The organism is Kribbella sp. NPDC050241 (genome assembly GCF_044459685.1).
In the GTDB taxonomy this organism is placed as follows: Bacteria; Actinomycetota; Actinomycetes; order Propionibacteriales; family Kribbellaceae; genus Kribbella.
Window position 1 is genome coordinate 355,659 of the sequence record NZ_JBITJE010000001.1, and the last position, 18,964, is coordinate 374,622.

Below are 18,964 nucleotides of genomic sequence, written 5' to 3' on the forward strand. Positions count from 1 at the left end.
TCTCTTGACCGTAAGTGCTGGTACGGATGTGACAACAGGGGCGAATGGGGTGCTTGTTACGCCTGTAACTCAATGTTTACAATTCAAAGCTGAACTACATCAATGTAGTTCACAAACTGATGTTGCTCACGGCAACCGCCGGGCTACAGCACCGCTACAGCGCGGCCCGGCCTTCCAGCGGTGACGAGGGATTCGCGTGGTAGCGCTTCGGGATCCGGCCCGCGCGCCGTGCGTTGCGTCCGGCAACTACCGCGTCGCGCATCGCGGCCGCCATCAACGCGGGGTGTTCGGCCCGGGTGACCGCGGTTGCCAGCAGTACCGCGTCACAGCCCAGCTCCATCGCCAGTGCGGCGTCGCTCGCCGTACCGATCCCGGCATCGAGAACGACGGGTACCTCGAGCTCGTCGACGATCATGCTGATGTTGTGCGGGTTGCGGATGCCCAGGCCGGACCCGATCGGGGAGCCCAGCGGCATCACCGCCGCACACCCGGCCTGGGCCAGCCGGCGGGCCAGGATCGGGTCGTCGTTGGTGTAGGCGAGCACCTGGAATCCGTCGTTCACCAGCTGCTCGGCCGCGTCGAGCAACTCGACCGGATCGGGGAGCAGGGTGTGGTCGTCGGCGACCACCTCCAGCTTGATCAGGTCGGTGTGGAACGCCTCCCGGGCGAGCCGCGCGGTCAGTACGGCCTCGCCGGCGGTGAAGCAGCCGGCCGTGTTCGGCAGGACAGCGATGTCGTGCTTGCGCAGTACGTCGAGGACCGAGCCCTGTTGATTCGGGTCGAGGCGGCGCAGGGCGACCGTCGTCAGCTGCGTGCCGGACGCGACCAGAGCCTCCTCCAGTACCTCGAGACTGGGCGCACCGCCCGTCCCCATCACCAACCGCGACGTGAGCTCGCGTCCGGCAATCAGCAAGGTGTCATCGCTCATGGCCTCACCTTAGGCGCTCGGCGGAGTGGCCGAACCTACTGCCCAGGAACGGCTTTCCGAGCTCTGGAAGGACGCCGGTGCGGACCGTGTCGGCGATGATCTGCGCGGTGATCGGGGTCAGCAGTACGCCGTTGCGGTAGTGGCCGGTCGCCCACAGCAACCCGTCCAGACCGGACGGTCCGAGGATCGGTGCGTTGTCCGGTGTGGCCGGCCGGAGCCCGGCGATGGACTCGACCAGTTCCAGTTCGTCCGTGATCGGGAGGACGGTCCGTGCGTCCCGCAGCAGCGTGAAGACGCCGCCTGCGAGCACACGCGTGTCATAGCCGAGCTCACTGGTGGTCGCACCAACGACAAGTTCGCCGTTGGGCCGCGGCACCAGGTAGACCGAGAAGCCGCGAGCCGTCGCGCGCACCGTGTGCTTGAGCGCCGGGCGGTACGCCTCCGGCACCCGCAGCCGAAGCACTTCACCCTTCACCGGACGCACCGGCGGCCGCAGCTCATCGGGAACGCCTTCCAGCTGCGACGACCAAGGCCCAGTGGCAGCTATCAGGTGCGCAGCCCGCACGGTGTCCCCGTTGTCGAGTTGTACGCCGACAGCCGTCGTACCTGCTGTGATGACGTGGGACACGCGCTGGCGGATCACGGTGACGCCGGAGAGCTCGACTGCACGCAGGAGGGCGGCGACTGCCTGCCGATTGTCGACTGAGTGGTCGCCTGGCACCCACACGCCGCCGGAGACGCCGGCTGCGAGCAGTGGCTCGCGTTTGCGGGCGTCGCGGCCGGACAGCTCCTCGACGTCCAGACCGAGTCGGCGCTGGTAGTCGGCCAGTCTGCGCAGTGCTGCCGCGTCATCAACGTCGTATGCCACGGACAACGTGCCGGTCTGGTGGAGGCCTGCGGGCAGACCGGTCAGCTCTTCGAGCTCGGCCGCGAACGCCGGCCACGCGGCCACGCCGGCGAGGTTGAGGGCCAGCAGGTCGTCTTCGCCGTACTCGACTTCGGTGACCGGTGCGAGCATGCCGGCGGCGACTGTGGAGGTCTGGGCGCCGGGGGTCGGGTCGCATACCGTCACCTGCATACCGTCTGCCGCGAGGCGCCAGGCGGTCGCCAGACCGATCAGCCCGGCGCCGACCACCACCACATCGGACGTGTGCTCAGGCATGCCGTAAAGCCTACGTCCAGCAAGACATGGCAGGCTTTGCGGTGTGACTGAGCACACCGACCGCCTGAACGACGCCCGCCTCTACCTCTGCACGGACGCCCGCGAGAAGCAGGGCGACCTCGGAAAGTTCCTGGACGCCGCGCTGGCCGGTGGCGTGGACATCGTGCAGCTCCGCCAGAAGGAGATGGAGGCGGCCGACGAACTGGCCGCGCTGGAAGTGTTCGCGGACGCCTGCAAGCGGCACGGCAAGCTGCTGGCGGTCAACGACCGGGCGGACATCGCGTTCGCGTCCAGGGCCGACGTACTGCACCTCGGCCAGCAGGACCTGCCGGTGCACGCCGCACGAGCCATCACCGGACCGGATCCGATCATCGGGCGGTCGACGCACACGTTCAGTCAGGTGAACGCCGTGGTGGCCGAGCAGGGATCCGACTACTTCTGCGTCGGTCCGACCTGGGAGACCCCGACGAAGCCCGGTCGTCAGGCGGCCGGTCTGGATCTCGTCTCGTACGCCGCCAGCCGGCCGCAGTCCAAGCCCTGGTTCGCGATCGGCGGCATCGATCTCGGCCGGCTCGACCAGGTCATCGAGGCCGGCGCCACCCGCGTGGTCGTCGTCCGCGCCATCACCGACGCGGACGACCCGGAGGCGGCGGCCGCGGAGTTCAGCCGGCGGCTGCGGGGTGCCGGGTGATCAACAACCCGAAGACCGCCCGGATCATCGCCGCGATCCTGATCGCCATGCTGGTGATCACGTTGGCGGCGTCGTTGTTCGGCTGCGCCGCGGCCAAGACCCAGCCGTCGGGCACGTCGAGCACGGATCCGGACAGCGGTCTTCGGATCGTCGCGGTGGCAGACCTCCCGAAGGAGGCGCAGGACACGCTGAAGGTGATCGACGCGGGCGGACCGTACCCGTACAGCCGCGACGGCGTCGTGTTCGGCAACCTCGAGAAGATCCTGCCGAAGCACGACCGCGGCTACTACCACGAGTACACGGTGAAGACGCCGGGGGAGAAGGACCGTGGCGCCCGCCGGGTCGTGACCGGCACCGACGGCGAGCGTTATTACACGGATGACCACTACGAGTCGTTCCGGCGGATCGCGGAGGACGGGGGCACCGACGGATGACCGACCTGCGCACGCTACTGACCGACGGGTTGCGCCCCGGCGTCTACCGCTGGCAGTCGGACCACACGCCGGATCAGGTACGCCGTGACGTCGAGGACGCCGGCTGGGACTTCGTGCTCCTGGACACCAGCGATGTCACCGACAAGGCCGGCTTCCTGGACCAGTGCGCGACCGCGTTCGACCTGCCGCGCTGGTTCGGCCGGAACTGGGACGCGCTGGCCGACGCGCTGAGCGACCACTCCACGGGTGCGCCCGAGATCGTCCTCTGGGAAGGCCTGCACCACCTGCTCGAGCACGACCACGACACCATCGACGTCGCGCTCCAGATCTTCGCCGAGGACATCACGAACTCGGGCCAGCTCCGCGTCCTGGTCCGTGAGCCGTCGGCCGCCGCAACGCCGGACCTGATCCGCTCGTTACCTGCCCTGTAGCCGATCGGCGAGCTCGTCCAGCTGGGGCACGAAGACCACCGACCGACCGCAGTTGCTCTCCCGCACCCAGTCCCGTAACGGCTCGCTCTTCGCGAGCCGGTCCGTCAGGTCGCCGAGCACTGCGAACCCCACGCCGTACTGGACGAACTTCTGCGTGATCGCTCCTGCCCGTCCGGTCCTCAGGTCGAAGAACTCGTCCCCGAGCAGGTCCGCCTCCAGGGCGACCCACGTCGCGTCGTGGTCGTAGACCGCCTGCGAGATCAGATCCACCGCGCCCCGCTCGTCCACCACCTCGGTGTCGGTGACGTACACCCGGACCCCGCCTACTTCCTCAACCACTCCAGCACCCTCTCGGTCTGGGCCGGCACCATGTGCCCGGCCTTCGGCAACACCACCGTCTGCTCCGGCAATCGCCGCTTGGTCTCCTGCGCGTCGAGCATCCGGTCGCGCCCTCCGACGATCACCAGCAGGTCGAGCTTCGCCAGCTGCTCGTCGGTGAAGACCGGGAGCCGCACCCGCCGGGGCCGGAAGTGCTCGTGCACCTGCAGTGCGAACCGTCCGTACTCCGTTGCGTCCCCCGACGGCAACGGACCTGCGACCAGCCGCATCGTCTGCAACGTCCCCCAGCGCCCGAACGGCTGCAGGAACAGTGCAGGGACGAAGATCAGCGACTTCTGCCGCCCGATCCCAGCCGGTGTCAGCAACGCCAGCCTCTCCACCCGACCCGGCCGCCGGACCGCGTAGTCGAGCGCGAACCACCCGCCGAGCGATCTGGCCACCATCCGCGTCGGGGCATGAATCCCGAGCCCTTCCAGTACGTCGTCCAGCCAGTCCGCCTGCGCATTCAGTGCGGGACGTACCGGCGCGCTCAGACCCGGCTCACCGAGCAGATCGACCGCGTGTACCCGGAAATGCTCGGACCAGGCCGCCACGTCACCGATCCACTCGAGCGTCGTACTGGCCGAGCCGTGCAGCAGGACGAGTGGAGGCGCAGCTACCGGTCCGCTGCTGACGATGAACGTTTCCCCTTCACGCGTCGGCAGCAAGCGCTGATCGCTCGGCACCGGCCAGGTGGCCAGCAGCTCGCGATAGCGCTCGTGCAGCAGACGTCTGCCTGCCTCGGAGGTGAAAATCATGGCACTAAACTACCTTAAACGTCCCTATTGAGTCATTTATAGGGAATTCTAAGGAATCGGCCCTAGGCTTGGTGCCCACGACGACGAAGGATGCGGATGCCTCAGGAGCTGTACTCGGTCGAGCAGGTCGCGCAGCGACTCGGGCTGCACGTCCGGACGATCCGGAACTACGTCCGCGACGGCCGGCTGAAGGCGGTCCGGATCGGCAAGCAGTACCGGATCGCCCGCGAGGACCTGGAGGCGTTCACCGGCACCAGCGCGGCCGCGCTGGAGGTGGACCAGCAGACCCGGCACGTGGAAGCGTCCAGCATCGTGCACATCGACGCGGTCGACCGGGCCACCGCGGACCGGATCAGCACGCATGTGATCGGGTCGCTCAATCAGAGCGGGATCGGCCGGCTCCGCGTCGAGACCGTGTACGACGAGGATCGCGCCGTACTGAAGGTGATCATCCTTGGAGACCTCGCTCCGACCGCGGAGCTGCTCCGGCTGATCGAGATGATGACCTAGTGCCCTGCGTCGGAGATCCCTTGGCGCTTGCGGCGCCCAGGCACGCACCTCGCGGCGTTGGAGAAGCGTCCACGATGCTCCGCATCGAGGACGCTTCTCCGCCTTGCGATGCACGCACCTGGACACCGCAATCGCTCAAGGGATCTCCGACGCAGGGCACTAGAGCTGCCGGGAGGTGGCTGCGATCGCGAGGTCGGCCAGAGCCTTGCGGGCGGTGTCGTCGGCCAGGGGAGCGCGGTCGAGCGCGTCGAGGGCGTCCTCGGTCCGCTCGGTGATGAGGTCCTCGCAGGCCTGCACCGCTCGAGAGTCCTGCAGGATCTCGCGCAGCAACTGGATCTCGTCGTCGTCCAGGTCCGGTCGCCCGAAGAGCCGGTCGAACTCGGTCAGCTGCACTTCCGACGCGTGGTCGACCGCGTACGCGACCAGCACAGTCCGCTTGCCCTCGCGCAGGTCGTCACCGGCCGGCTTCCCGGTCAGTGCCGGGTCGCCGAACACCCCGAGCAGGTCGTCGCGCAGCTGGAACGCCTCGCCGACGGGCAGTCCGTACGCCGACAACGACTCGATCAACTGCTGATCCGCACCGGCCAGCGCTGCCCCGACGTGCAGCGGTCGCTCGACCGTGTACGTCGCCGCCTTGTACCGCAGTACTCGCAGGGCCAGGTCCATGTCGGACTCGCCGCTCGCCTGCGCGAGTAGGTCGAGGTACTGACCAGCTGTCACCTCGACCCGGACGGCATCGAAGTACTGCTCCGCCCGTGCCAGCGCGGCCGCGTCGAAGCCAGACGTGTGCAAGAGCTCGTCAGCCCAGATCAGGCACAGATCTCCGAGCAGGATGGCCGCACCGATGCCAAAGCTCACCGCGTCGCCGCCACGACCGGACTGCTCCGACCGAGCCCTCTGCAACGCCTCGAACCGGCGGTGCGCGGCCGGTGCACCTCGTCGTACGTCGGAGGAGTCCATCACGTCGTCGTGGACCAGGGCACTGACGTGCAGCATCTCCAGACTGGCCGCGGCCGTCAGGATCGGCCGGGCCGGGTCACCACCGGCGGCGCGGAAACCCCAGTAGCAGAAGGACGGCCGCAACCGCTTCCCGCCACTGGTCGCGTCCCGGGCCGCCTGGACCTGCTCGGTCAGCTCCGGCCCGATCGCCTCCAGGCGCCGCTGCTGCAGGTCGAGGAAACCGGTCAGCGCGCGCTGCACCTCGGCGGGGATGTCCACATCGCCATACACGTCTCGGAGCGTAGTCGGTGCGACGACGCGGTGGACACCGCGGGTAACCTGTCGCCATGGCGAACGGTCTTGCTTCGACGCGTCCTGGCAACCGGCCGACGATCCGCGAGCTCCTCGCGAGCGGAGGCCGTTCCTTCTCGTTCGAGTTCTTCCCACCGAAGACACCCGAGGCCGAGGAGGTGCTGTGGCGCTCGATCCGGGAGATCGAGCAGCTGCGGCCGACCTTCGTCTCGATCACGTACGGCGCCGGCGGGACCACCCGGGACGGCACGATCCGGGTCACCGAGCGGGTCGCCCAGGACACCTCGCTGACGCCACTCGGCCACTTGACCTGTGTCGCGCACTCACGCGACGAGCTGCGGTCGGTGATCGGTGCGTACGCCGGGTCCGGGGTGCGCAACATGCTGGCGCTGCGCGGCGACCCACCGGGTGGTCCGAACCAGCCCTGGGTCGCGCACCCGGAGGGCATGAACCACGCGATCGAGCTGGTCGAGCTGATCCGGTCGCTCGGCGACTTCTGCGTCGGCGTCGCGGCGTTCCCGGACAAGCACCCGGAGGCTACGTCGCTGGAGGCGGACGCGCAGGTGCTGGCGGCCAAGGCACAGGCGGGTGCGGACTACGCGATCACCCAGATGTTCTTCGGAGCGGACGACTACTTCCGGCTGGTGGATCGGGCGGCCGCGCTCGGCTGCGACATCCCGGTGCTGCCGGGCGTCATGCCGGTCACCAACATCAAGCAGATCCAGCGGATGGCGGAGCTCACCGGGATGGCGCTGCCGACGGCTGTCACCGACCGCCTGCTCGCGGTCGAGGACGACCCGGCCGCGGTCCGGCAGGTCGGCGTCGAGATCGCCACCGAACTGTGCGAACAGCTGCTGGCGGGCGGCGCTCCGGGCATCCACTTCATCACCTTGAACCGATCGACCGCGACCCGTCAGGTCTTCCTCAACCTGCGATCGTCGGTCGTGTCCTGACCGCGGCACCCGGCCGTATCCTGTGGCGATGGCTGACCCGTCGGATCTGTTGATCGACCGCACCCTCGTCCTGCTCCGGCACGCCAAGGCGGTCCCGCCCGAGACCATGCCGGACCTGCAGCGTCCGCTGGCCGACCGCGGCCGCGCCGACGCCCGCGCGGCCGGCCGCCATCTAGTTGCTCAAGGCATCGAAGCCGGACTGGTCCTGTGCTCGCCGTCGGAGCGCACCCGGGAGACCTGGCAGTGCGCCGCCGAGGGCGGGGCGACCACCACCGACATCTGGTACGACCGGCGCATCTACAACGCCGACACCGACGAGCTCCTCGATGTCATCCACGAAGTACCGGCCGAGGTCCGCACCGCGATCATGATCGGCCACGCACCGGGTATCCCGTGGCTCGCCGACGAGCTCGCTCTGGACGGCACCAGCCCGGAGCGGGTCGAACTCACCAAGAAATACCCGACGTCGGGCCTGACCATCCTCCACCTGACCTGCCGCTGGTCCGACCTGTCCGCGAACGAGGCCGACCTCGTGTCGTACGTCGTACCTCGCGGCTGACCCGCGAGGTACGACGCGCGCTCAGTCGCGGGCGGGCAGCCAGTGCGTGGTGCTGTTGATCGTGATCAGCCGTTGCGTCGCCCGGGTCAGCACGACGTACAGCGCGCGGACTCCACCGAGGGTGTCGTGCACGATCTGGTCCGGTTCGACCACGACGACGGCGTCGTACTCCAGGCCCTTGGACTCGAGGGGGCTGACGGCAACGACCCGCGGATTGCCGATGTCGGCCAGCACCGCGTCGACGGCAGGTCGCAGCTTCGGCGTGACGATGACGCCGACCGTGCCTTCCACCAGTTGGAGCAGCTCGGTGGCCGCGTCCGCGGTGGCCTCGACGACCTTGCCGTCGTCGAAGATCCGATGCTCCGGGTCCACTCCGGTACTGCGGACCGCGTTGGGCAGATCGGCGCCGGGGAGACTCTGCCGGATCACCTCACCGGCGAACGCGTAGATCTCGGCCGAGTTCCGGTAGTTGGTCGACAGCCGGAACGTGTGCCGCTGCAGGTGCGACAGCATCGAGTCCATCGCCGCACGGGCCTCGTCCGGGTCCGGCCACGAGCTCTGCGCCGGGTCGCCGACGATGGTCCAGCTCGCCTGCGGCCCGCGCCGCGTCACCATCCGCCACTGCATGGGGGAGAGGTCCTGTGCCTCGTCCACCAGCACGTGGGCGTACTCCTCCGGCTCGTCGGCCTCTCTGGCCGCCGCTGCCCGGGCGCGCCGCTCCGAGGTCGTCAGCACCTCGTTGACGCCGTCCGACAGGCCTTCCAGCCAGTCGAACTCCTCGTCCCTCGTCTCCGAGACCGGAGCGCGTCCCAGCACCGTGTCCAGCTCGTCCAGCAGGGCCACGTCGGCGATGGTGAACTCGTCGGTGCCGCGGATCGCTCTGGCGAGCGCGTCGACCTCGGCCGGCGTCAGGTCGTTGCGGGCCCACCGCTGCAACCGCCGCGGGTCACCGAACCACCGCAGTACCGCCTCCGGCGTCAGCACCGGCCACCACTGGCTGAAGAACGACCGGAACGCCGGTGTGTCGGTCACCCGGTCGCCGAACGCCTCACGGTCGGCGTACACGCCGGTCCGCAGATCCTCCGGGAACCGCTGCCACAGCGCGCCGACCAGAGCCTTGCGGGCTTCGGTGCCCGCCCGGTTGCGTGGCGTACGGCGCAGGGCGTTCCGACGTACGTTGTCCAGCTGGTTGGCGTCCAGCTCGATCGTGGCGCCGCCGAGGAAGACGCGCAACGTCGCGGGCGCCGTCGGCACGCGGTCGCGAGCGGCCCGTGACAGCAGTGCGCTCATCCGGAGCGAACCCTTGATCGCGGCAACCTCCGCCTCGTCGACCGCGGTGGCCTTGACGCCGTCGACCAGCTCGCCGACCGCCCGCAGGGAGACCGTGTTCTCACCGAGGCTCGGCAGCACGCGCTCGATGTAGGCCATGAACGCGGCCGACGGCCCGACGACCAGTACGCCGCCCCGCTCGAAGCGCCGGCGGTCGCTGTACAGCAGGTACGCCGCCCGATGCAGAGCGACCACGGTCTTGCCGGTCCCCGGTCCGCCGCCGATCACGGTGACGCCACGAGCCGGCGCCCGGATCGCCTCGTCCTGCTCGGCCTGGATGGTGGCGACGATGTCGCGCATCGTGTGACCGCGAGCGCGCGACAGCGACGCCATCAGTGCGCCCTCGCCCATCACCGGCAGGTCCTCAGGAGCGCGCTCCGGGGCGAGCAGATCGTCCTCGAGACCGACGATGCGGGCGCCCTTGTTGCGCAGGACCCGCCGCCGGACCACCTTCAGCCGATCGGTCGAGGTGGCGCGGTAGAACGGCTCCGCGGCCGGCGCGCGCCAGTCGATCACCAGCGGCTCGTACTCGACGTCACGGACACCGAGGCGGCCGACGTACAGCCTCTCCAGATCCGCCGCGGCGCCTGCGGCCGGCTCGTCGTCGCCCTGGTCGGAGTCGAGCCGGCCGAAGACCAGGCCCTCGTGCTCCGCGTCCAGTTCGGCGATCCGGCGGGCGGCGGCGAAGACCAGCACATCGCGCTCGTACAGACCGGTCTGCTCCTCGTCGCGGACCCGGCCGACGTTCTGCGCCTGCCCGCGTTGGTGCCCTTCGACCGCGATGCGCGACGCCGATCGAGCCGCCTCCGCGACCCGGTCGTACACCCGGTCGACGTGGTGCTGCTCCGCCGCCAGCTCGGCCCGCTCGACGTTCTCGTGATCGGCCGACGTAGGGGATTGATCCACCGAGGTCCTCTCTACTGCCGGGCTCCTGCCCCGACACGGAACACATGAACGATCAATCCTACGTGGGTCCGGTGACCGAACCCCACCCGGTCTCAGGCCTTACCGATGGCATCGGCCACGATGGCGGCGCCGAGTGTGGTGGCGGGCACACCGGAGCCCGGGTGAGCGCCCGCACCGACGCAGTACAGGCCCTTCACGGGGGAGACGTTCGACGCCCGGCGCCGGGCCGTTTTGTACCCCTCCCAGGCCACCCCGGCCCACCAGGACGGTGACGTCTGACGGGACACCACCTTGTCCCGGATGTGCAGCCCACGGGCCACGAGCAGGTCGAGTACGTCGTCCGTCGGGTAGCCGTGCACCAGGACTGACCACGCCTGGTGGCCTGCCGGTGCCTGTCCGCCTGTTCGGACGACCACTGTCGGCGTACCGTGCAGCACCGTCTCGAACGGCAGGCTCGGCACGGGCTCCTGCAGCCCGAGATGTACGACGTACGCCGCCTGGGCCTGGTGCGTCGCCAGCACCTTCTTGCGGACCTTCTTGGCCGCCGGGTCGTCCAGGAGCTCGGTGTAGAGCTGACGCGGGTCGATGTCGCTGACCACGATGTCGGCGGGCAGCTCGGTCGCATCGGCCAGTCGTACGCCGGTCACACTGCCGTCGGCCGTGGAGACTGCAACCACCTCGGCGCCGGTGCGTACGTTGATCTTCCGTTCGCTCGCACGCTGGGCCAGCGCGTCCGCGAGCGCACCGAAGCCGCCCTCGATCGTCCAGCGGCCGAACGTGCGCTCCAGGTAGGACCACACCCCGACGTACCCGGGGGTGAGCTTGGCGTCCGATCCGCCTTGCGCTGCGAAGTGCCGCAGTACCGCGCGGGCCCGGTCGTCACCCAGCTCGCGGTTCGCCACCTTCTCCAGCGACTGCCAGGGCTTGAGCGACCGGACTGCACGCAGCGACAGCTTGTCGTGCAGTGGTGGTTCGAGTGAGGTCTTGCGCAGGATCTGCCAGGTCTCGCCGTAGCCGTCGACCAGAGCGGTCCATTGCTTGGCGGTCTTCTGGTCGGCCAGACCGGTCCATGCCTCCGCCTGCGCACCGCGGTCACCGATCGGCAGGTCCAGCACCGATCCGTCGCCGAACATGTGCCGCCGCGGCTCCTTGATCGGCTCGAGTTGGACCAGACTCTCGATCGGGCGGCCGCTCTTGCGGAAGAGGTCGCGCAGCGCCGCTGGGAGCGTCGTACTGGCTGCTCCTGCGTCCCAGCTGAACCCGTCCGCCTCGACGCGACCCAGTACGCCGCCCAGGTGCTGGTCGCGTTCGCACACGGTGACCTCATGGCCGAGCTTGGCCAACCGGACTGCACTGGCGAGGCCGGCCAGACCAGCCCCGACGACTACAACGCGGGCCATCAGGCGGCACTGCTCCCTGTCACCGGGGTGACCCGTTTATCCCGCCACGCCTTGAAGCGCGCGAAGCCACGACGGATGAACCGGAACGTGAAGTACACCCCGATCAGGCCGAGCAGCAACAGCACGCCGGCGATGATCAGCGCGACCTCCGGGTGGAACGCGGCCAGCGCCACCACACTGGCGACGGCGACGTCCTCACCGGACGACGCGGCGATGTTGGTGACGGGCTCGGGGGAGGTGTTGATCGCCAGCCGCAGACTCGACTTCACAGCGTGTGAGAGTAGTGCCACGAGTCCACCGGTCGTCGCGATCACGGCCTGCTGGAGGGTGCTCGCCTCACCGGACAGCAACGCGGCGATGATCACGCCGATGGTCGGCCGGATCACGGTCGAGATCGCGTCCCAGGCCGAGTCGACGTACGGAATCTTGTCGGCGACGAACTCGAAGGCGAAAAGAACACCCGCTGCGATCAGAACCGGGGTGGTGGTCAGGGCCGTCGGTACGCCCTCGGCGCCGGCGAAGCGGCCGAGCAGACCGAGAATCAGCACGCAGGCATAGGCGTTGATGCCACTGGCCCATCCCGTCGTGAACGCCAACGGCAACGCTTCCATCGTCGATCTCCGTAACGCTCGGTCGCCACCCCGTGAGACGGCATGCTTCGTCAGTATCGAACCTGCGGATGTGAGTTTTGGTTAACCGTTGACATCCGGTCCGCCCCGACCCACAGTGACTAGGCTGCCAGTCTGCGTGACCGGCATCCCCCGCCATCGGGTTCAGGAGATCAACATGCTTCGTCGTCCGAAGATTCTCGCCGCACTGGCAGCGGTCGCGCTGCCCATCACCGCGCTCGGCGTGTCGACCGGAGGCCCACCCGCTGCCGCTGCGCCCCCAGGGCCATCCGCCGCGACCGCCTCCGCCACTGCGGCCTCCGCGTTCAGCGCTGCCGCCGCGAAGTACGGCGTACCCGAGTCGGTCCTACTCGCCGTGTCGTACGCCGAGTCGCGGTGGGACGACCATCTGGGTGCCCCCAGCACGTCGGGCGGTTACGGCCCGATGCACCTGACCGCCGTCGACCCCAGCGAAGTGGCCGACCTGTCCGGCAAGCGCAAGATCGCCAGCGCTTCGTCGCTGCGGACCCTCGACAAGGCGTCCGAGCTGACCGGGCTGGACCCGGCCGCCCTCAGGAACGACACCACTGCCAACATCAACGGTGGCGCCGCGCTGCTGGCGTCGTACCAGCGCTCTCTGGGCCTCCCGGTCGGTGCGAGCACCTCTCCGGCCCAGTGGTACGGCGCAGTGGCGTCGTATGCGGAGGCCGGCGACCGCGTGGCCGCCTCCGGCTTCGCCGACGACGTCTACTCGATCATGGCCCGCGGTGCGGCCCGGACGACGAACACCGGACAGCAGATCACGATGGCTCCGGTCGCAGTGACCCCGGACAAGGCCCAGGCCGCCAAGCTGGCGCTGCCCGCGGGGACGAAGCCCGCGAACAGCGGCGTCGAGTGCCCTCCGACCCTCGGGTGTGAATGGCTGCCCGCGCCGTACTCCCAGTACGGCACCGGGGCCGGTGACTACGGCAACCACGACCTGGCGAACCGGCCGAAGACCGGCAAGATCGACTACATCGTCATCCACGACACCGAGGGCAGCTGGCAGACCACGCTGAACCTGGTGCAGGACCCGACGTACGTGAGCTGGCAGTACACGATGCGCTCGTCCGATGGCCACACCTGGCAGCACGTCAAGGCGAACGACGTCGCCTGGCACGCCGGCAACTGGTACGTGAACATGCACAGCATCGGCATCGAGCACGAGGGCTTCGCCCCGCAGGGTGCCACCTGGTTCACCGAGGCGATGTACCGCAACTCGGCCAAGCTGGTCAGCTACCTCACCGCCAAGAACAACATCCCGGTCGACCGCGCCCACATCATCGGCCACGACCAGGTGCCAGGCACGATTCCGAGCACGGTGGCCGGCATGCACTGGGATCCGGGACCGTACTTCGACTGGGAGCACTACTTCGACCTGCTCGGCGCCCCGATCTACGGGAACAAGGTCTTCCCGGTGAAGGCCGGCTCGATCGTCACCATCAAGCCGGGCTTCGAGAACAACGTCCAGGTCGTGACCGACTGCACGGGAGCCGGGACCACCTGCGACCCGCAGGGCACCAACTTTGTCTACCTGCGTCAGTCGCCGGACGACTCCGCTCCGCTGGTCAAGGACGTGGGACTGCGTCCGGGCGCGACCGCCAGTACCACACAGGTGTCCGACATCGGCGCCCGTGCCACCGCCGGTTCGCAGTACGTCGTGGCGCAGCGGCAGGGCGACTGGGTGGCCGTCTGGTACCTGGGCGCACTGGGCTGGTTCAAGAGCCCGGCGTCGGCTCCGGACGCGTTCGCCAAGCCGGGTCTCGTGGTGAAGCCGAAGGCGGGCAAGGCCTCGGTGCCGGTCTACGGGCGTGCGTACCCCGAACAGGCGGCGTACCCGGCGGGTATTCCGTACCAGACCGTCACGCCGCTGCAGTACTCGATCGGTGCCGGCCAGGCCTATCCGGTCAGTGACCTCAACATCGAGACCGACTACTACCGCGCCGTCACCTTCGCCGGTCAGCCTCCGACCGACCACGTGCAGGTGCTCGGCACGGACCGCTACTACCAGATCTGGTTCGGCCACCGGATGGCTTACGTCCGGGCCGCCGACGTGGACATCAGTCCGGCCGTCTAGCTTGCCTGTTGTGCATGACGAAGCCGTCCAGCAACTGCTGGACGGCTTCGTCGCGTCGGTGCGTCAGGTCGCCGCGGTCGAGGCGATCTGGCTGCACGGTTCGCTGGCCCTGGGCGACTACCAACTCGGCCGCAGCGATCTCGACGTCGTCGCGGTCGTCTCCACGCCACCGCCTGCTGCGATCGAGAACGTGCATCGCCGGCTGATCGACACGTCCCCGCTGGCCGCCAAGCTCCATTGCTCGTACATGGTCCGCGACCAACTGACCGACGTCTCGATCCGCCATGCGACGTTCGCCCAGGGGCGCTACTTCACCCGGCCGGTGACCCCGGTGACGCGGCGGGAGCTTGCCCTGAGCAACGTCTCGCTCTTCGGCCCGCCGCCGTCCTCGTTGCTACCGGCCACCAGTGACGAGGAGTTGTTCGCCTTCATCCGCCGTGACCTGCGGGAGTTCTGGCTGCCCGCCGTGGGCCGGTGGACGAACTGGTACATGGACGTCTGGGTCGATCTCAGCCTGCTCACCATCGCCCGCGCGCACGCCACGCTGACGACGGGGGACCTGATCACCAAGCGGGCCGCCCTCGACGTCCTGCCATCGTTGGGCGCGCCCGCGGCCGTCGTCGCGGACATCACCCGCGGCCGCTACGGCTCCCGCCGCCGCGCGACGCCGTGGTGGCGACACCGCCGCGCAGTCCTGACGCGCCGCTTCGTCCAGACCGCGATCCCCGCCGTCCTCAGTTGACGGTGATCGGGGTTCCGTTGGCGATGGAGACGAGTTCGGCGTACGTGGTCGGGAAGACCGAGTGGGGGATGCCGGCAGCGGCCCAGATGACGTCGTACTGCTCGAGGGCGGCGTCGACGTAGGTGGGGACCTGATGCGGGTGGCCGACAGGGGCGACACCGCCGATCGACTGGCCGGTGTGCTCCTTGACGAACTCCGGTGTGGCGCGGCGGAGCTTGCCGATGCCGAGCTCGGCGGCGACCTTGGCGGTGTCGACCCGGTGCGCGCCCGAGGTCAGGATCAGCACCGGTACGCCGTCGCCGTCGAAGATCAGGCTGTTCGCGATCGCGCCGACCTCGCATCCGAGCTCGGCGGCAGCGGCCGCCGCCGTCGGCACCGCCTCGTCCAGGATCACGATCTCACCGGTGGCACCGGCCGCCTTCAAGGCATCGGCCACCTTCTGCACATTGGGATGACTGCTCACCTTCGGCACCTTATGCGGCCGGCTTGACGCGGGTCACGCCGGTTTCAGTTCGGCTGCTCCGAAGGACACGTTGAAGCGGTCGCACCAGATGGCCACGCTGCGGAAGTCGCCGAGTGTCACGCCGGCCGGGACCGGGTAGTTCTGGTTGCCGTGGTTGCCCTTCAGGCTGCCCAGACTGCGGTAGCGCCCGTCGTCGAACAAGTGCCATCCGGCCCGGCCCGGAACGACGTTCGCATCGCTCAACCACACTTTCAGGTCGGGACCGTCCGAGGTGTCGAGGTTCTCGATCCTCAGCACCCGGCTGCCGTCGGACAGCCGGAGTACGGCGACTGTGCCGGACGTCTCGTGTTCGTGCGTGATCAGCTTCCCGGTCAGCAGAACCTCGGTGGTGCGCGGGACCTGCTTCGGTGCGACGGAAACTGTCGGTGGCGTCGTCGACGATGTCTGTGTGGAGATCGGAACAGCGCCGGGTAGCGCCTCGTCGACGACCGTGTCGGTGAAGAGCCGCCACGGCTGGAAGAGCGGCAGCGCGACTGCCGCGACCACGACGGCAACGGCCGCCGCGGTGACCAGTGCTGCCCGCTTCTTCACGGTCCGTCCCTTCGTCAACGCCTCGGTGCACCCAGTCTGGCGGCCGGATCGGTCGCGCGGCGGCGCGCCGGGCTTACGGGCCGTTGACGATTGTCGGCGGGCGGCGATACTCTTCCAGTGTTCGAACAGATGTTCGATTACCTCCGACCCGGCTTCGTCGGGAGGCCGGCCGGAGGTGACCCGGACAGCTGGACGGCTCCGGTGCGGAGTTGCGGCCGCATCGGGATCCGGTGGTTCCGGCGGGCCGGGCACCGAGGTGGACCTCGACCCCCACCTCGTGCCCACCCGCCGGGCCTCCGACCGGGCCGTCGACCAGGGGAAGCAGCAGTTCGTACACAGGAGGCGATGGACCATGTGGGAGTTCGACGAAGCCGTCGAGGTGCGTTCGGGTGTCGTGGACGGCGTCGAGACCCCGGAGCAGTTCCTCTGGCGTGGCCGTCTGTGGCGTGTCTGCTCCGTCCAGGCTCACTGGACCGAGACCGCCGCCTGGTGGGAACGCGGCATCATCGGCACCCCGATCCATCGCGTGACCGACTGGCATCACGCCGAGGCCGCTCCGGCCGTCGCCGAAGCGCCTGTCCTTGCCGGTGCTGCCCCGACGAGCGGCGCAGCGAACGGCGCGGCGGTCGGCGTACTGGATGCGGACTGGGGACCGCGGCGCGCGGTGTACCGGGTGGAGGCGGGGTGTGGCCGGCACGGTCGGCGTGAGCTGTTCGATCTCGCGCACGACCCGGACTCCGGCCGCTGGCAACTGGAAAGGGTGACAGACCGATGACTGTTTCACCGGTGTCTCCGGCGGCTGCCGGCGCGGCGAGCCGGGAGCTGTCCCGTGCCCGAGCCGCCCTGGCTGAGGCGTTGGACACGAGCGACCATCTGATCCGCTACTCGAGTGCGCACATCGCGGCTCTCCGGGTCGCGGCGGCGGTCTTGGCCGTGCGTGCCCGGCCGGTGCGCTCCGGCGCTCGCCGCCGCATCCAGCGGAATGCCTGGGTGCTGCTGGCGGAGGTCGCCCCAGAGTTCGCCGAGTGGGCTACGTTCTTCTCGGCCGGTGCGTCTCAGCGGGCTGCCGCCGAAGCCGGCTTGGAGCGAGCCGTCACGACCCGCGAGGCCGATGACCTGATCCGCGCAGTGGAGACCTTCTACGGTCTGGTCGAGTCCTCGCTGCGGCTGTCCAGCACCGCCACCTTCACCGCCACCACAGACCCTCAGTCGGTCCTCACCCAGTCCTGGATGCAGGCCAGCTAGCAACAGCCCACGACGGCAGCCACTCGGAGAGAAACGACATTGAGTCAGGTACGCAGAGGTGTCGGCCATGACCTGTGCGGTCGCGTGCATGCGGTGCTCGGAGTCGAGTGCTATCTGGCCGACACCCATTACCCGAGCCCGCATCAGTCGCTGGAAGGCGAGTCCTGGGACGACGGCCTGTGCAGCAAATGCGCGGGCGGCGGCCTCCTGGCCGGCTACACCTGCGACCGCTGCAACGGCGCCGGCTTCGAGCCCGTCGAGCTCATAGACCCCGAAACCTACCAACCCGGCTAACCCCCGCACCTTCGGCGGCGCGGCGGCAGGTCGGCGGGGTGGTCACCGCCTCCTCCGCCCCGCGGCGGCGCCACGCCGCGGCAGGTGGGCGGAGTGGTGACCGCCCTCCGCCCCGCCCACCTACCCGGACGGCGGCGAGCTACCGGGGTGGGAAGTAGGGTGTGGCGGACGCGGGGTGGTTGGTTGGGGGACTGCTAGGAGGGTCATGACGATGGTCGATCGGCGGCGGCGTTCGCTGCGGACGGCGCTGGTGGGCGAGGCTCTTCGGGTTGCCCTGGCAGGGCGGGCCCGGACCGATCCGGGCGCCGGCCTGGACATCGTCGACCTCGGTGGCGGCACCGGCGGATTCGCCGTACCGCTGGCCGTCGAAGGTCACCGGGTGACCGTGGTCGACCCGAGTCCCGACGCGTTGGCGTCGCTCGAGCGGCGGGCGCGGGACGAAGGCGTGAGCGACCTGGTCCGCGGCGTCCAAGGCGATGCGGCCGAGCTGCCCGGCCTGGCCGGTGAGTCAAGTGCGGATGCCGTCTTGTGCCACGGCGTACTCGAGGTCGTCGACGATCCGGTGCAGGCCCTACAGGCAATGGCCTCGGTACTGCGCGAAGGCGGCGTACTGAGCTTGCTCGTTGCCCAACGCAACGCTGTCGTCTTGGCGCGGGCCCTGGCCGGTCACCTGGCCGAGGCGCGGGTCGCGCTGCAGGACCCGGATGGTCGCTGGGGTGCGAACGATCCGATGCCGCGGCGGTTCGACGAGGCCGGCATCATCGCGCAGTTGGCCGACGCCGGCTTCATGGTCCACACCGTGCACGGCGTCCGTACGTTCGCCGACCTGGTCCCGTCCGCTTTCGTCGACGCCGAACCGGGCGCCGCCGACTCCTTGGCCGAGCTGGAACGCGCCGCCAGCCAGCACCCCGACTTCCGGGCGCTCGCCACTCAGCTGCACATCCTCGCCACCCGCTGACCACCCGGACAGCGCGGGGGCGTCCACGAGGTACGACGTACCGCGTCAGACTCCCGGGCGTGTCGCGGCTCACGCAGACGGCCCGGAGCGCCCGAATGCGACGGAGCGTGACGGGCTGGCAACCGTAGGCTGGAACAAGGTTTCGGCTGGTGGCGCCGTGGCTCGTAAGCGTCCGTCGAGGCGGGGAGTTTCCGGACCGTGACGCGCTGGACAGGCGGCCAGGGTTTCGTGTGAGGCACGCGCGTCCTAGACTGAAG

22 protein-coding genes are annotated in these 18,964 nt (G+C 69.3%); 12 read left to right on the forward strand and 10 right to left on the reverse strand.

The features are described from left to right. Positions 1 to 154: 154 nt before the first annotated feature. The gene (locus tag ACIBG5_RS01590) at positions 155 to 928 is read right to left on the reverse strand and encodes a thiazole synthase (RefSeq protein ID WP_396389493.1); all 774 of its coding nucleotides are present in this window, start codon (positions 926 to 928) and stop codon (positions 155 to 157) included. A 4-nt stretch (positions 929 to 932) separates the two neighbouring features. Next, positions 933 to 2,090, reverse strand: coding sequence for a glycine oxidase ThiO (gene thiO, locus ACIBG5_RS01595; RefSeq protein WP_396389494.1), 1,158 nt, complete (start codon positions 2,088 to 2,090; stop codon positions 933 to 935). A 43-nt stretch (positions 2,091 to 2,133) separates the two neighbouring features. Here thiO and thiE point away from each other — a divergent pair, with 43 nt between their 5' ends. Genes thiE through ACIBG5_RS01610 form a run of 3 tightly spaced genes read left to right on the forward strand, consistent with a single transcriptional unit; the run spans position 2,134 to position 3,646 of the window. Beyond that, complete coding sequence (thiE, locus tag ACIBG5_RS01600; RefSeq protein WP_396389495.1) at positions 2,134 to 2,781, forward strand: thiamine phosphate synthase; 648 nt, start codon at positions 2,134 to 2,136, stop codon at positions 2,779 to 2,781. Next, positions 2,778 to 3,215 carry a ribonuclease domain-containing protein gene (locus tag ACIBG5_RS01605; protein WP_396389496.1) on the forward strand — a complete coding sequence of 146 codons (438 nt, stop codon included), beginning with the start codon at positions 2,778 to 2,780 and terminating at the stop codon, positions 3,213 to 3,215. The genes thiE and ACIBG5_RS01605 overlap by 4 nt, the downstream gene beginning before the upstream one ends. Beyond that, positions 3,212 to 3,646, forward strand: a complete 435-nt coding sequence (locus ACIBG5_RS01610) for a barstar family protein (protein ID WP_396389497.1) — start codon at positions 3,212 to 3,214, stop codon at positions 3,644 to 3,646. The genes ACIBG5_RS01605 and ACIBG5_RS01610 overlap by 4 nt, the downstream gene beginning before the upstream one ends. Here ACIBG5_RS01610 and ACIBG5_RS01615 read toward each other — a convergent pair. Together ACIBG5_RS01615 and ACIBG5_RS01620 are read right to left on the reverse strand one after the other, a co-directional pair. Next, on the reverse strand, positions 3,632 to 3,985 hold the full coding sequence (locus tag ACIBG5_RS01615) for a DUF4180 domain-containing protein (protein ID WP_396389498.1): 354 nt from the start codon (positions 3,983 to 3,985) through the stop codon (positions 3,632 to 3,634). The genes ACIBG5_RS01610 and ACIBG5_RS01615 overlap by 15 nt on opposite strands. Further along, positions 3,970 to 4,782, reverse strand: coding sequence for an alpha/beta fold hydrolase (locus ACIBG5_RS01620; RefSeq protein ID WP_396389499.1), 813 nt, complete (start codon positions 4,780 to 4,782; stop codon positions 3,970 to 3,972). Before ACIBG5_RS01620 ends, ACIBG5_RS01615 begins: the two co-directional genes overlap by 16 nt. 96 nt (positions 4,783 to 4,878) lie before the next feature. On the opposite strand from ACIBG5_RS01620, the gene ACIBG5_RS01625 reads away from it, so the two are divergent. Next, on the forward strand, positions 4,879 to 5,292 hold the full coding sequence (locus ACIBG5_RS01625; RefSeq protein WP_393383798.1) for a helix-turn-helix domain-containing protein: 414 nt from the start codon (positions 4,879 to 4,881) through the stop codon (positions 5,290 to 5,292). A gap of 159 nt (positions 5,293 to 5,451) precedes the next feature. Here the strand turns inward: ACIBG5_RS01625 and ACIBG5_RS01630 are convergent, their stop codons facing one another. Beyond that, complete coding sequence (locus tag ACIBG5_RS01630) at positions 5,452 to 6,522, reverse strand: polyprenyl synthetase family protein (RefSeq protein WP_396389500.1); 1,071 nt, start codon at positions 6,520 to 6,522, stop codon at positions 5,452 to 5,454. 56 nt (positions 6,523 to 6,578) lie between these two features. On the opposite strand from ACIBG5_RS01630, the gene metF reads away from it, so the two are divergent. Beyond that, positions 6,579 to 7,496, forward strand: coding sequence for a methylenetetrahydrofolate reductase [NAD(P)H] (gene metF / locus ACIBG5_RS01635; protein WP_131351343.1), 918 nt, complete (start codon positions 6,579 to 6,581; stop codon positions 7,494 to 7,496). Between the two features lie 28 nt (positions 7,497 to 7,524). Then, positions 7,525 to 8,055: a SixA phosphatase family protein gene (locus tag ACIBG5_RS01640; protein WP_396389501.1), complete on the forward strand. Its 531-nt coding sequence runs from the start codon at positions 7,525 to 7,527 to the stop codon at positions 8,053 to 8,055. Positions 8,056 to 8,076: 21 nt separating this feature from the next. On the opposite strand, the gene ACIBG5_RS01645 is transcribed toward ACIBG5_RS01640, so the two are convergent. The 3 genes from ACIBG5_RS01645 to ACIBG5_RS01655 form a co-directional block, all read right to left on the reverse strand. Continuing rightward, positions 8,077 to 10,290 carry a HelD family protein gene (locus ACIBG5_RS01645; RefSeq protein ID WP_396389502.1) on the reverse strand — a complete coding sequence of 738 codons (2,214 nt, stop codon included), beginning with the start codon at positions 10,288 to 10,290 and terminating at the stop codon, positions 8,077 to 8,079. Between the two features lie 92 nt (positions 10,291 to 10,382). Next, the gene (locus ACIBG5_RS01650) at positions 10,383 to 11,690 is read right to left on the reverse strand and encodes a phytoene desaturase family protein (RefSeq protein ID WP_396389503.1); all 1,308 of its coding nucleotides are present in this window, start codon (positions 11,688 to 11,690) and stop codon (positions 10,383 to 10,385) included. Beyond that, a complete protein-coding gene (locus tag ACIBG5_RS01655) occupies positions 11,690 to 12,301 on the reverse strand; it encodes a DUF4126 domain-containing protein (RefSeq protein WP_396389504.1) in 612 nt (203 codons plus the stop codon). The genes ACIBG5_RS01650 and ACIBG5_RS01655 overlap by 1 nt, the downstream gene beginning before the upstream one ends. Positions 12,302 to 12,476: 175 nt before the next feature. Between ACIBG5_RS01655 and ACIBG5_RS01660 the strand changes: the two genes are divergently transcribed. After that, positions 12,477 to 14,414, forward strand: coding sequence for an N-acetylmuramoyl-L-alanine amidase (locus ACIBG5_RS01660; RefSeq protein ID WP_396389505.1), 1,938 nt, complete (start codon positions 12,477 to 12,479; stop codon positions 14,412 to 14,414). Between the two features lie 10 nt (positions 14,415 to 14,424). Continuing rightward, entirely contained in the window at positions 14,425 to 15,156 is a 732-nt protein-coding gene (locus ACIBG5_RS01665; RefSeq protein WP_396389506.1) for a hypothetical protein, read from the forward strand. Here ACIBG5_RS01665 and ACIBG5_RS01670 read toward each other — a convergent pair. Together ACIBG5_RS01670 and ACIBG5_RS01675 are read right to left on the reverse strand one after the other, a co-directional pair. After that, positions 15,149 to 15,619, reverse strand: coding sequence for a YbaK/EbsC family protein (locus tag ACIBG5_RS01670; protein WP_360449514.1), 471 nt, complete (start codon positions 15,617 to 15,619; stop codon positions 15,149 to 15,151). The two genes, ACIBG5_RS01665 and ACIBG5_RS01670, sit on opposite strands and share 8 nt — an antisense overlap. Before the next feature lie 33 nt (positions 15,620 to 15,652). Continuing rightward, entirely contained in the window at positions 15,653 to 16,210 is a 558-nt protein-coding gene (locus ACIBG5_RS01675; protein WP_396389507.1) for a DM13 domain-containing protein, read from the reverse strand. Positions 16,211 to 16,562: 352 nt separating this feature from the next. Here ACIBG5_RS01675 and ACIBG5_RS01680 point away from each other — a divergent pair, with 352 nt between their 5' ends. The 4 genes from ACIBG5_RS01680 to ACIBG5_RS01695 all read left to right on the forward strand — a co-directional run bounded on the left by ACIBG5_RS01680 (position 16,563) and on the right by ACIBG5_RS01695 (position 18,707). After that, a complete protein-coding gene (locus ACIBG5_RS01680; RefSeq protein ID WP_396389508.1) occupies positions 16,563 to 16,985 on the forward strand; it encodes a DUF6504 family protein in 423 nt (140 codons plus the stop codon). Then, the gene (locus ACIBG5_RS01685) at positions 16,982 to 17,455 is read left to right on the forward strand and encodes an SAV_6107 family HEPN domain-containing protein (RefSeq protein WP_131351369.1); all 474 of its coding nucleotides are present in this window, start codon (positions 16,982 to 16,984) and stop codon (positions 17,453 to 17,455) included. Before ACIBG5_RS01680 ends, ACIBG5_RS01685 begins: the two co-directional genes overlap by 4 nt. Positions 17,456 to 17,494: 39 nt before the next feature. Next, a complete protein-coding gene (locus ACIBG5_RS01690; protein WP_396389509.1) occupies positions 17,495 to 17,749 on the forward strand; it encodes a hypothetical protein in 255 nt (84 codons plus the stop codon). 205 nt (positions 17,750 to 17,954) lie between these two features. Then, positions 17,955 to 18,707, forward strand: a complete 753-nt coding sequence (locus tag ACIBG5_RS01695; protein ID WP_360449503.1) for a methyltransferase domain-containing protein — start codon at positions 17,955 to 17,957, stop codon at positions 18,705 to 18,707. Positions 18,708 to 18,964: the final 257 nt, after the last annotated feature.

What these genes read in the sequence shown, in the direction of transcription:
- ACIBG5_RS01625 (WP_393383798.1), top strand. Translation starts at nt 4,879, where the DNA reads ATGCCTCAGGAGCTGTACTCGGTCGAGCAGGTCGCGCAGCGACTCGGG.
- ACIBG5_RS01655 (WP_396389504.1), bottom strand. Translation starts at nt 12,301, where the DNA reads ATGGAAGCGTTGCCGTTGGCGTTCACGACGGGATGGGCCAGTGGCATC.
- metF (WP_131351343.1), top strand. Translation starts at nt 6,579, where the DNA reads ATGGCGAACGGTCTTGCTTCGACGCGTCCTGGCAACCGGCCGACGATC.
- ACIBG5_RS01640 (WP_396389501.1), top strand. Translation starts at nt 7,525, where the DNA reads ATGGCTGACCCGTCGGATCTGTTGATCGACCGCACCCTCGTCCTGCTC.
- ACIBG5_RS01680 (WP_396389508.1), top strand. Translation starts at nt 16,563, where the DNA reads ATGTGGGAGTTCGACGAAGCCGTCGAGGTGCGTTCGGGTGTCGTGGAC.
- thiO (WP_396389494.1), bottom strand. Translation starts at nt 2,090, where the DNA reads ATGCCTGAGCACACGTCCGATGTGGTGGTGGTCGGCGCCGGGCTGATC.
- ACIBG5_RS01610 (WP_396389497.1), top strand. Translation starts at nt 3,212, where the DNA reads ATGACCGACCTGCGCACGCTACTGACCGACGGGTTGCGCCCCGGCGTC.
- ACIBG5_RS01660 (WP_396389505.1), top strand. Translation starts at nt 12,477, where the DNA reads ATGCTTCGTCGTCCGAAGATTCTCGCCGCACTGGCAGCGGTCGCGCTG.
- ACIBG5_RS01695 (WP_360449503.1), top strand. Translation starts at nt 17,955, where the DNA reads ATGACGATGGTCGATCGGCGGCGGCGTTCGCTGCGGACGGCGCTGGTG.
- ACIBG5_RS01685 (WP_131351369.1), top strand. Translation starts at nt 16,982, where the DNA reads ATGACTGTTTCACCGGTGTCTCCGGCGGCTGCCGGCGCGGCGAGCCGG.
- ACIBG5_RS01620 (WP_396389499.1), bottom strand. Translation starts at nt 4,782, where the DNA reads ATGATTTTCACCTCCGAGGCAGGCAGACGTCTGCTGCACGAGCGCTAT.
- ACIBG5_RS01650 (WP_396389503.1), bottom strand. Translation starts at nt 11,690, where the DNA reads ATGGCCCGCGTTGTAGTCGTCGGGGCTGGTCTGGCCGGCCTCGCCAGT.
- ACIBG5_RS01590 (WP_396389493.1), bottom strand. Translation starts at nt 928, where the DNA reads ATGAGCGATGACACCTTGCTGATTGCCGGACGCGAGCTCACGTCGCGG.